This window comes from Ideonella azotifigens (assembly GCF_006519715.1).
Taxonomy (GTDB): Bacteria; Pseudomonadota; Gammaproteobacteria; order Burkholderiales; family Burkholderiaceae_C; genus Ideonella; species Ideonella azotifigens.
Map to the genome: position 1 here is coordinate 1 of NZ_VIDT01000171.1, position 9,085 is coordinate 9,085.

Below are 9,085 nucleotides of genomic sequence, written 5' to 3' on the forward strand. Positions count from 1 at the left end.
GCACGCGCGGCGCGACGGCCGGCGGCTTGTCACGGTGCCGGTTGGCAATGTCGACGAAGCGTTCGAACTCGTCTTCGAAGACGTCGACCACCGCCGGGTCGAAATGGCTGCCGCGGCCATCGTTGATCATGCGCCTGGCTTCGTCGAAGCTCATCGCCCGCTTGTAGACGCGCGGCGAGATCAGCGCGTCGAAGACGTCGGCCACGGCCATCAGGCGGGCGGCGATGGGAATGGACTCGCCCGCCAGGCCGTCGGGGTAGCCACTGCCGTCCCAGCGCTCGTGGTGCGAGCGGGCGATCTGCTTGGCCAGCGAGAGGAATTCGACCGGCCGGTCGATGTCGCGCTCGGCCTGTTCGATGGCTGCGGCGCCGAGCGCGGCATGGGTCTTCATCGGCTCCCACTCGTCGGCCGTCAAGCGGCCGGGCTTGAGCAGGATGTGGTCGGGGATGCCGACCTTGCCGATGTCGTGCAGCGGTGCCGAGCGGGTCAGCAGCTCGATGGTGTGTTCGTTCAGCGTGGCGGCGAAGCGCGGGTGGTGGCGCAAGGCGCGCGCCAGCAGCTGCATGTAGGCCTGGGTGCGCAGGATGTGGTTGCCGGTTTCCGGGTCGCGGGTCTCGGCCAGGTGGGCCAGCGCGCGGATCGTCACCTGCTGGATCGCGTCGTTCTCGGCCATGCGGCGGGCCACTTCGGCTTCCAGCGCGGCGTTCTGGTCGCGCAGCCATTCGCGCAGCCGGCGCGCGTCGATCTGGCTGCGCACCCGGGCCAGCACGACGGCAGGCTGGATGGGCTTGGCCAGGTAGTCCACCGCCCCGAGGCTCAGGCCATGCTCTTCGTCGCGGGGGTCGTCCAGCGCGGTCAGGAACATCACCGGGATGTCGTGGCTGCGCGGCTCGGCGCGCAGCCGGCGCAGCACTTCGTAGCCGTCCATGCCAGGCATCATCACGTCGAGCAGGATCAGCTCGGGCGTGGGCGCCTGGGTCGCCAGCCGCAGCGCAGCCGGGCCGCTGTTGGCGACCTGCACGATGCAACCCGCACCTTGCAGCACCTCGCCGAGCACCGTGAGGTTTTCCGGCACGTCATCAACAATGAGGACGCGTGCCTGCTCAAGGTTGGACGTCGAGCCAAGTGTTTTCACAAGCCGTCATCCCGTGGCCGAGGCCGCCTCCCAAGCGGCATGCACCATGCGCACCGCCATCGGCCCCGATGGCCCTAGGCTACTCCAGTCAACCCCCTCTACGTCACCCGCAAACCCTTACAGGTTGTGCGCCCCCAAGGACCGTGCTGCGCCCGGCCCGGCGTTTCCTCATGCGCGCCCCAGGGTCGACTGCCGCTCAGGGCTGATATTTCCAGGCACCCTTGTCGATCTTGACCAACACCCGGGCCCGCTGGTCCAGGCCCAGGTGGTCGGCGGGGGACATGTTGAAGATGCCGTGCGCGCCGGCCAGCTCCTTGACCTGCTCCAGCGCGTCGCGCAGCGCGGCGCGGAAGGCCGGCGTGCCGGGCTGCCCCTTCTTCAGGGCAACCGGCACCGCCGCGCTCATCAGCAGGCCGGCGTCCCAGGCGTGCGCGCCAAAGGTCGAGACCGAGCCCTTGCCGAAGGCGGCTTCGTATTTGGCAACATACTCCAGCGCACTCTTGCGGGCGGGGTGATTGGCTGGCAGTTGGTCGGCCACCAGCACCGGGCCGGACGGCAGGAAAGTGCCTTCGACGTTCTTGCCGCCCACGCGCAGGAAGTCGTTATTGGCCACGCCATGGGTCTGGTAGACCTTGCCGGTGTAGCCGCGCTCGACCAGCCCCGCCTGCGGCAGCGCGGCCGGCGTGCCGGAACCGGCGATCAGCACTGCGTCTGCGTGCGCGCCGACCAGCTTCAGCACCTGCGCGGTGACCGACGTGTCGGTGCGGTTATAGCGCTCGTTGGCCACCACCTGCAGGCCCTTCAGGCCGGCGGCCTTGCCGAACTCCTGGTACCAGCCCTCGCCGTAGGCATCGGCAAAGCCGATGAAGGCCACCGTCTTGATGCCATGGTCGGCCATGTGGCTGGCAATGGCCAGCGACATCATGATGTCGTTCTGCGGCGTCTTGAAGACCCAGCGCTTCTTGGCGTCCTGCGGCTCGACGATGCGGGCCGAGGCGGCCATCGAGATCATCGGCACCTGGGCTTCGGCGACCACGTCGATCATCGCCAGCGAGTTCGGCGTGGTGGTCGAGCCGAGCACGATGTCGACCTTGTCCTCGGTGATCAGGCGGCGGGTGTTGGCCACGGCCTTGGTGGTGTCCGAAGCATCGTCCAGCACGATGTAGTTGACCTTCTGGCCGGCGATGGTCGTCGGCATCAGGGTCACGGTGTTCTTCTCGGGAATGCCCAGCGAAGCGGCCGGGCCGGTGGCCGAGACGGTCACGCCGACATTGATGTCGGCCAGCGCCGGGCCGGCCAGCGCCAGCAGTGCGGCGGCTGCCAGGGCTTGCGGCAGCTTGTTCAGGGAAGAAAGGTTCACTTTGCTTGTCTCCGTTGTGGTGATTTTTCAGATCGCGGGAACGGTGGCTGGCGGAGCAGCCGCGCCTGCAGCGCGCACGGCAGCCAGCCCACCGAAGAACAGGTCGGCCACCATCGGCGCCATCTGTTCGTGGGTCAGCGGCTCGCCCGGCCGGAACCAGGTGAACAGCCAGTTGATCATGCCGAACAGCAGCATCGTCAACGGCCGGTGCAGCCCGGCCTCGGCCAGCGCCGGCCGCACCTCGGCGACCGTCTCGGCAAAGGCCGCGACCACGCTGCGCTGCACGCCCAGCACCTGCTCGCGCCGGGCCGTCTCCAGCAGGTGCACGTCCTCGGTCAAAACGCGGTGCTCGTTCTGCGCGCTGGCGTATTCGCGCACGAAGCGCACGATCAGCTCGCGCAGCCGGGGCTCGGGCGCCAGACCTTCGTCCAGCACCTGCTGGACCACTGCCGCCAGCCGCCGCACATGGCCCTCGGCCACATGGGCCAGCAGCTCGTTCTTGTCACGCACGTAGTGATACAGCGCGGCCTTGGACATGCCGCAGGCCGCGGCGACCTGGTTCATCGAGGTGGCCACGTAGCCCTGCGCGGCAAACAAGGCCGCCGCTCGCTGCAGGATCAGCTCGCGCTGGCCGTCATAGCCGGAGGAGCGAGGCCGGGCCATGCGCCGGTCAGCCAGCCGCCGGGTCACCCGGCGGCAGCTCGACCACGGGCTTGCCCTTCATCGTGTACGAGCGGCCACGGAAGACCGCGATGCGCTCGTCGCGCTGGTTGCGCACCTCGACGTCATACAGCCCGGTGCGGCCGGACTTGCTCAGCTCCACCGCGCGGGCTGTCAGCAGGTCACCCTCGCGGCCGGGTGCGATCAGGTCGACGTTGAAGCCGGAGGCCACGGTCACTTCGTTGTGGGCGTTGCAAGCGAAGGCGAAGGCCGAATCGGCCAGCGTGGTGACCAGCCCGCCGTGGCAGATGGCGTGGCCGTTGAGCATGTCGGCACGCACGGTCATCTGCATCACTGCCCGGCCGGGCGCGATGGACAGCAGTTGCATGCCCAGTGCCTTGGAGGCCCGGTCGCCGGCCCACATGGCGTCCCGCACCGCTTCGGCAACGCGCTGGGCGCGGGCCTGGTCGTCGTCCGTCGACTGCATCGGGTTTCAGCGGTCCCTGAAAGCCGGCACGCGCTTCTGGCGGAAGGCCTCCACACCCTCGGCGAAGTCAGGCGCGTGGCCCAGATCGCGCTGCACACGCGCCTCCAGCGACAGCGCCTGTTCCAGGTCCATCTGGCTGGCCTGGTCCAGCGCACGACGCGTGGCGACCAGGGCCTTGACCGGCATCGCGGCCAAGCGCTGGGCCATGGCCATGGCCGTGTCGGCCAGGTACTTGTCGTCCACGCATTCCCAGATCAGGCCCAGGCGCACCGCGTCTTCGGCGCTCAGCTTGTCGCCTGTCATCGCCAGCCCCAGCGCCATCGGCCGGCCCAGCAGGCGCGGCAGCAGCCAGGTGCCACCGCAGTCCGGCAGCAGGCCGATCTTCGAGAAGGCCTGGATGAAGCTGGCCGAACGGCCGGCGATCACCATGTCGCACAGCAGCGCCAGGTTGGCACCCGCGCCCGCCGCCACGCCGTTGACCATGGCCAGCACAGGCACCGGCATCTCCCGCAGGCGCAGCGCCAGCGGCTTGTAGTTGGCCTCGATGACAGCGCCGACGTCCACCCGCCCGTCGGCGTCAGGCACCATGCCGCTGTCGTTCAGATCCTGCCCGGCGCAAAAGCCGCGGCCAGCGCCAGTGAGCAGCAGCGCCCGGACGCTGCGGTCTTCGGCAGCAGCGTCCAGCGCATTGCGCAGCTCGACATGCATCGCCGAAGTGAAGCTGTTCAGCGCAGCGGGGCGGTTCAGCGTCAGGGTGCGCACAGCGCCTTGCTGCGCCACCAGAACCAGGGCTTCGGACATCGGGGGGCTCCAGTGAGAGGGAACCACCCGGTTCGCAATTCACCAACCGGGCGGTCGGTGAATGATAGGCAGGGGCGGAGCGCCGCACAAGGCGCTCAAGCCCGAGCCAGACCCGAGGTTTCCCGGGCTGGGGCGTCGTTTACGGCTTTCCTTCGTTCTGGATCATCGGATCAATGGGCAGCCTGTCAGTAGTGCCAACTTTGCGCACATAGACGTGGTAAGGGTGATCCCCCTTCTTGGTTGCTTTGTTAAACAGTGCCAGTTCGGTCGCGCTGAGCAGCCAAGGCTGGTATGGGAACTGGCCACTGGGCGTATCGAACAGAAGGGGATCGTCGGGACAGAACTCGTAGCCCTCGGTGGTCAGCGTGTAGACCATCAAAGTGTTGTCCTTCTTAATCGCGGCATCGTGCGGCTCGACATTGCCTTGTTCACTGCCACTGCCATCGGTGGCTGTGGTCACGCTAACGGTCAATAAATAGAGATGGCTGGGTTCCATGGATGCAGTCATGCGAGGTGTGGAATTGGGCAAGATTGGAAGCTCAGGTTGGTTGCCTGTAGCTGATGAAGCGCTACAACTTGTGTTGCAAGCGTTGGCGCAATTCAGAATACAACGGATGGCGAAATGAGCTGTCTCCCAACGCGTTCGCCAAAACTTCTGCCTGCTCAACCTGGCCCAGTCGCAACAACGCATGCGCCAGCAAAGCATCGGCATGGTGATCGCCGCTGCCCGCTCCGACTTTCAATTGATCGCTCGCTTGCTGCCACAAGGCTTGAGCCGCCACCGGGTCGTTGACCAGGCGATCCCCTAACCTCAGCTCAACTTCGGCGACGACGCGCGTTTGATCTCGGCTAAGTCGATTACCCGCATCCTCAAAGCGCTGGACGGTCGCCAAATATTCGCGGGCCTCCTTCTCCAGGCTGCCTGTTTCACCTGCCCCCTTAGGGCCAAGATGACTGAGAAGCCAGCTGCCGCGCAGGGCGATGGCCCATTTAGATTGGGCGATCGCATGTTGATTCTGCGATGTCAAAAGACGCGTCATGCGCGCAAGCAAGATCGGGTCGGAAAACCCAATCAATGAGCCTGACTGCACCCGGCGTAGATCATTGAGCTTGACGCGCGCCAAGCACCACTCCTGAACCCACCGCAGATTGTTCGGCTCAAGTTCAATCAACGTTTCCAGTTGGGAAGCGGCACTTTCGTGACCGTGCAGTGCCTCATCAATCCTGCCTAGGTTGACAAACAGGTCTCCACGCGCCGTCTCAGCCAAGGCGAGCTGGTACTGCAGCCGCCGGTCCTTTTCCGCCCCCGGTTGCTGGCGCAGCGCCTCGATTTTTGACTGCAGGGATTGCAGAGCACTTGCATAGTCGCCGAGCGCATCTTGCGCATCAGCCTCCCAGCCATAGGCAGTGGCCAGATCGAAGTTGTGGGAAGCCTGCTCACCAGCAATACCTTGCCAAACCTTCCGCGCAGCGACAAAGGTCTGCAAAGCTTCGCGTACCCGGCCGCTATCCAATGCCAGCACGCCAAGATTGTTGTGGGCGTAAGCCTCTTCCAAGCGCCAGTCCAGCTTGCCTGGTTCCAGCTGCGTCAGCTGCCGAGCCAATTGCAGATAACTCCCGAACTGCGCCTCCGCCTCGGGCAACTGACCGCGCCGCCTTGCCACCCATCCCACCCAATACACGCTCTGCGCATGGTCGAAGATGCGCTGGGTGTCTTTTGGATGGCGGGCCAGCAGTTCCGCGGTGCTGTCCGCAGCCTCGCGAAACATGCGCTCAGCCTCGGCCAGCTTGCCTTGGGTGTCCGCCACCTCGCCCATCAGATGCAGGGCACGGGCACGACGCCCCAACGCATCGGGGTCCAGCCGGCTGAGTTGCTGGTCGGCGTAGTAAGCCAGGGCTTTTTCGCCGACGGCGTCGAGCACGTCGAGGCGGCCGACGGGTTCCAGTTTCTTGCGCAGGTCGCCGAGCATGAACTCGATCAGGCCCTCGGCTTGTTCGCGTTGGTGGCGGGCTTCGTGGGTTTGCCACAAGGCCAGGCCGAAGCCGGTCGCCAGGCCCAGCGTGGCCAGCGCGCTGGCGCCCACGCCCCAGGGGTGGCGGCGCACGAACTTGGCGCTGCGGTAGAAGCGGCTGTCCGGCCGGGCGCTGATGGGCTCGTTGAGCAGCCAGCGGCGCAGGTCGTCGGCCAATGCTTCGGCATGGGCATAGCGCTCGGCCGGCAGCTTCTTCAGCGCCTTGGCGACGATGGTGTCCAGGTCGCCGCGCAGTTCGCGAACCTGCCGGGCGGCCTGGGCTGGATTCGGCTCGCCGGCCTCACCCGCCTTCGCAGTTCGAGCGGCCTGGTCATGCAGCGCTTCAGAAACCCGCTTGGGCTCGACCTCGATCAGCGCGCGCAGGCGCTCCAGCGGCGTGTCGCCGTGCTGGCCGGTGTGGTGCTCGGTGGGGTGGGCGCCGCTGAGCAACTGGTAGAGCAGCACGCCGAGGGCATAGACATCGGTGGCTGTGGTCACTTCGCCGCCCTGCACCTGCTCGGGCGCGGCATACAGGGGGGTGTAGGCATTGCCGGCTCTCTGTGTGAGCTCGGTGGCCGGCGTGGGCATGGGCTGTGTGGCATCACCGGCCAGCAGCTTGGCGATGCCGAAGTCCAGCAGCTTGACCTCGCCTGCGGCAGTGACCAGGATGTTGCTGGGCTTGAGGTCGCGGTGCAGGATCAGGCGGTGCTGGGCATGGGCCACGGCGGCCAGCACGTCCAGGAACAGCGTGATGCGCTGGCGCAGGTCCAGCGCATGCTCGCGGCAATGCTGGTCGATGGGCCGGCCGTCAACGTACTCCAGCACCAGGTAGGGCTGCTGGCCATCGGGGCTGACGCCGGCATCGATCAGCCGGGCAATGTGCGGATGCGCGAGTCGGGCCAGGATCTGCCCTTCGCGTGCAAAGCGGCCCGCGTCGCCCTGGCCCAGCAAACCGCTGGTGAGGAACTTGATGGCCACCTGGCCCTGGTAGCGGCCATCGGTGCGGCTGGCCAGCCACACACTGCCCATGCCGCCCTGGCCCAGCACCCGCTCCAGCGTGTAGACACCCACCTGCTGGCCGGCCTGCTGGCTGCCAGGCAAGGGGCCCAGCGGCGCAGGTGTGGCGAGGAAGTCGGCCGCGTGCTGTGCCTGTTCCCGGCGCAGCAGCTCGCGCAGATCCTGCATCAGCTCGGGGTCGTGCGCCGCGAGGGTGTCCAGGCGGCCCTGGCGCTGCTCGGCAGGCAGGTCCAGCAGTTCGTCCAGCAGCGGGCTGAGCAACGGCCAGCGGGACTTGTCGATCTCGCGCGGCGGCACGGCAGAAGCGTCGGCCGAGCCCATCACTTCATCGCCATCGAAAGGAACAGCCTGGCCTTGGCCCAGTCACGCTGCACGGTGCGCTCGGTCACGCCCAGGGTTTCAGCGATCTCGGGCTCGGTGAGGCCGGCGAAGTAGCGCATCTCGACCACCTGGGCCAGCCGGGCGTCCATCGCGGCAAGCTCTGCCAGGGCCTCGTGCACACGCAGCACTTCGTCGTCGCGCTGGGGTGCCAGGTCGGCAATGCCGGTGTTGAAGGTGACCTGCTGCAGCGCACCGCCGCGGCGCTCGGCCTGGCGGGCGCGCACCTGGTCGATCACGATGCTGTGCATGACCCTGGCGGCATAACCCAGGAAGTGCTTGCGATCCGGGAAGTCCAGCCCGCCCGCACGCTGCAGCCGCAGGTAGCTCTCGTGCACCAGCGCGGTGGCGTCCAGCGTCAGGTCGCCGGACTGGCGCAGCCGGCTTCCGGCAATGCGGCGCAGGTCGGCATACAGGCGGGCGACGACTTCATCGGCCGCAGCGACGTCCCCCGCGCTGGCCTGGCGCAGCAACCGGGTGATGTCAGCGCCATCCGGCGGAGCGGTGGGGTCGGCGGCGGGCGGAAGCGTCATGAAAACCATCGGCGAGGAACAACGACCGGGCGACAGCAGGCAGCCATGCCACCGCTGGTGCCCGCACTCTATCGCAGGCCAGGCGAAAGTTTTCTGGCTGGCGATGTCGGGATCGCGCGGCCCATCGCGTTTGTGCAGGAGAGAGCCTGTCACGCAGCCACGGTCAGGGAGGTCCATGCGAGACCCCCGCCCTGCGTGCCAGGCCCTCGCCCCCGAAGGCAACGCCCGAACGCACGCCGCGCACCATGCCAATGCCACCTGAGGACCCTGCCATGTATGCCGTTGAAACCCAGTACCTACCCACCCTGCCGGTCATCTTCCAGCAGCGCCAGGCTGAAGATCGGCATGGCCACGGACCCCACACCATGGATCGCCTGAGTTTTGTCCAGCTGGTGCACCGGCACCTGAACCAGGCCCGCCGCCACGGCACCTGCCCTGCCGTGCTGCTGGTGACGCTGCAGGCGGCCGAGGGCCGGCACACGCTCATGGCGCCGGCGCAGCATGCGGAATGGATGCACACGCTGCAAGAGCGGCTGCGCCAGCAATTGCGACGCTCCGATCTGCTGCAGCCGCTGGAGGGCGGCTGCATGGGCGTGCTGCTGCTGGACACGCAGGCCGAGGCCCTGCCCAGGATCCAGCAGCGGCTTCAAAAGACCATGGCGTGGCCGCTTGAAGACGGCGCAGCGGGCCCGAGGCCCCAGT

9 protein-coding genes are annotated in these 9,085 nt (G+C 67.2%); 1 reads left to right on the forward strand and 8 read right to left on the reverse strand.

The window, feature by feature from the left end; all coding sequences use genetic code 11:
• The 8 genes from FKP22_RS12600 to FKP22_RS12635 form a co-directional block, all read right to left on the reverse strand.
• Positions 1–1,075: HD domain-containing phosphohydrolase (locus FKP22_RS12600; protein WP_233446836.1), on the reverse strand; the 1,075-nt coding region annotated here is incomplete at its 3' end.
• Between the two features lie 256 nt (positions 1,076–1,331).
• Positions 1,332–2,495: an ABC transporter substrate-binding protein gene (locus FKP22_RS12605; protein ID WP_375140578.1), complete on the reverse strand. Its 1,164-nt coding sequence runs from the start codon at positions 2,493–2,495 to the stop codon at positions 1,332–1,334.
• Between the two features lie 27 nt (positions 2,496–2,522).
• Positions 2,523–3,158 (reverse strand): TetR/AcrR family transcriptional regulator, encoded by a 636-nt coding sequence (locus tag FKP22_RS12610; protein WP_141287837.1) that lies wholly within the window; start codon positions 3,156–3,158, stop codon positions 2,523–2,525.
• 7 nt (positions 3,159–3,165) lie between these two features.
• On the reverse strand, positions 3,166–3,642 hold the full coding sequence (gene paaI, locus FKP22_RS12615) for a hydroxyphenylacetyl-CoA thioesterase PaaI (protein ID WP_141287838.1): 477 nt from the start codon (positions 3,640–3,642) through the stop codon (positions 3,166–3,168).
• Between the two features lie 6 nt (positions 3,643–3,648).
• Positions 3,649–4,443, reverse strand: a complete 795-nt coding sequence (locus tag FKP22_RS12620) for an enoyl-CoA hydratase-related protein (protein WP_141287839.1) — start codon at positions 4,441–4,443, stop codon at positions 3,649–3,651.
• Positions 4,444–4,582: 139 nt separating this feature from the next.
• Positions 4,583–4,939: a hypothetical protein gene (locus FKP22_RS12625; protein WP_141287840.1), complete on the reverse strand. Its 357-nt coding sequence runs from the start codon at positions 4,937–4,939 to the stop codon at positions 4,583–4,585.
• Positions 4,940–5,012: 73 nt separating this feature from the next.
• Entirely contained in the window at positions 5,013–7,793 is a 2,781-nt protein-coding gene (locus tag FKP22_RS12630; RefSeq protein ID WP_141287841.1) for a serine/threonine-protein kinase, read from the reverse strand.
• Complete coding sequence (locus tag FKP22_RS12635; protein ID WP_141287842.1) at positions 7,793–8,383, reverse strand: ECF-type sigma factor; 591 nt, start codon at positions 8,381–8,383, stop codon at positions 7,793–7,795. Before FKP22_RS12635 ends, FKP22_RS12630 begins: the two co-directional genes overlap by 1 nt.
• 272 nt (positions 8,384–8,655) lie before the next feature.
• Here FKP22_RS12635 and FKP22_RS12640 point away from each other — a divergent pair.
• The coding region (locus FKP22_RS12640) for a hypothetical protein (RefSeq protein ID WP_141287843.1) at positions 8,656–9,085 on the forward strand (430 nt) is incomplete at its 3' end.

What these genes read in the sequence shown, in the direction of transcription:
- FKP22_RS12610 (WP_141287837.1), bottom strand. Translation starts at nt 3,158, where the DNA reads ATGGCCCGGCCTCGCTCCTCCGGCTATGACGGCCAGCGCGAGCTGATC.
- paaI (WP_141287838.1), bottom strand. Translation starts at nt 3,642, where the DNA reads ATGCAGTCGACGGACGACGACCAGGCCCGCGCCCAGCGCGTTGCCGAA.
- FKP22_RS12620 (WP_141287839.1), bottom strand. Translation starts at nt 4,443, where the DNA reads ATGTCCGAAGCCCTGGTTCTGGTGGCGCAGCAAGGCGCTGTGCGCACC.
- FKP22_RS12625 (WP_141287840.1), bottom strand. Translation starts at nt 4,939, where the DNA reads ATGGAACCCAGCCATCTCTATTTATTGACCGTTAGCGTGACCACAGCC.
- FKP22_RS12630 (WP_141287841.1), bottom strand. Translation starts at nt 7,793, where the DNA reads ATGGGCTCGGCCGACGCTTCTGCCGTGCCGCCGCGCGAGATCGACAAG.
- FKP22_RS12635 (WP_141287842.1), bottom strand. Translation starts at nt 8,383, where the DNA reads ATGACGCTTCCGCCCGCCGCCGACCCCACCGCTCCGCCGGATGGCGCT.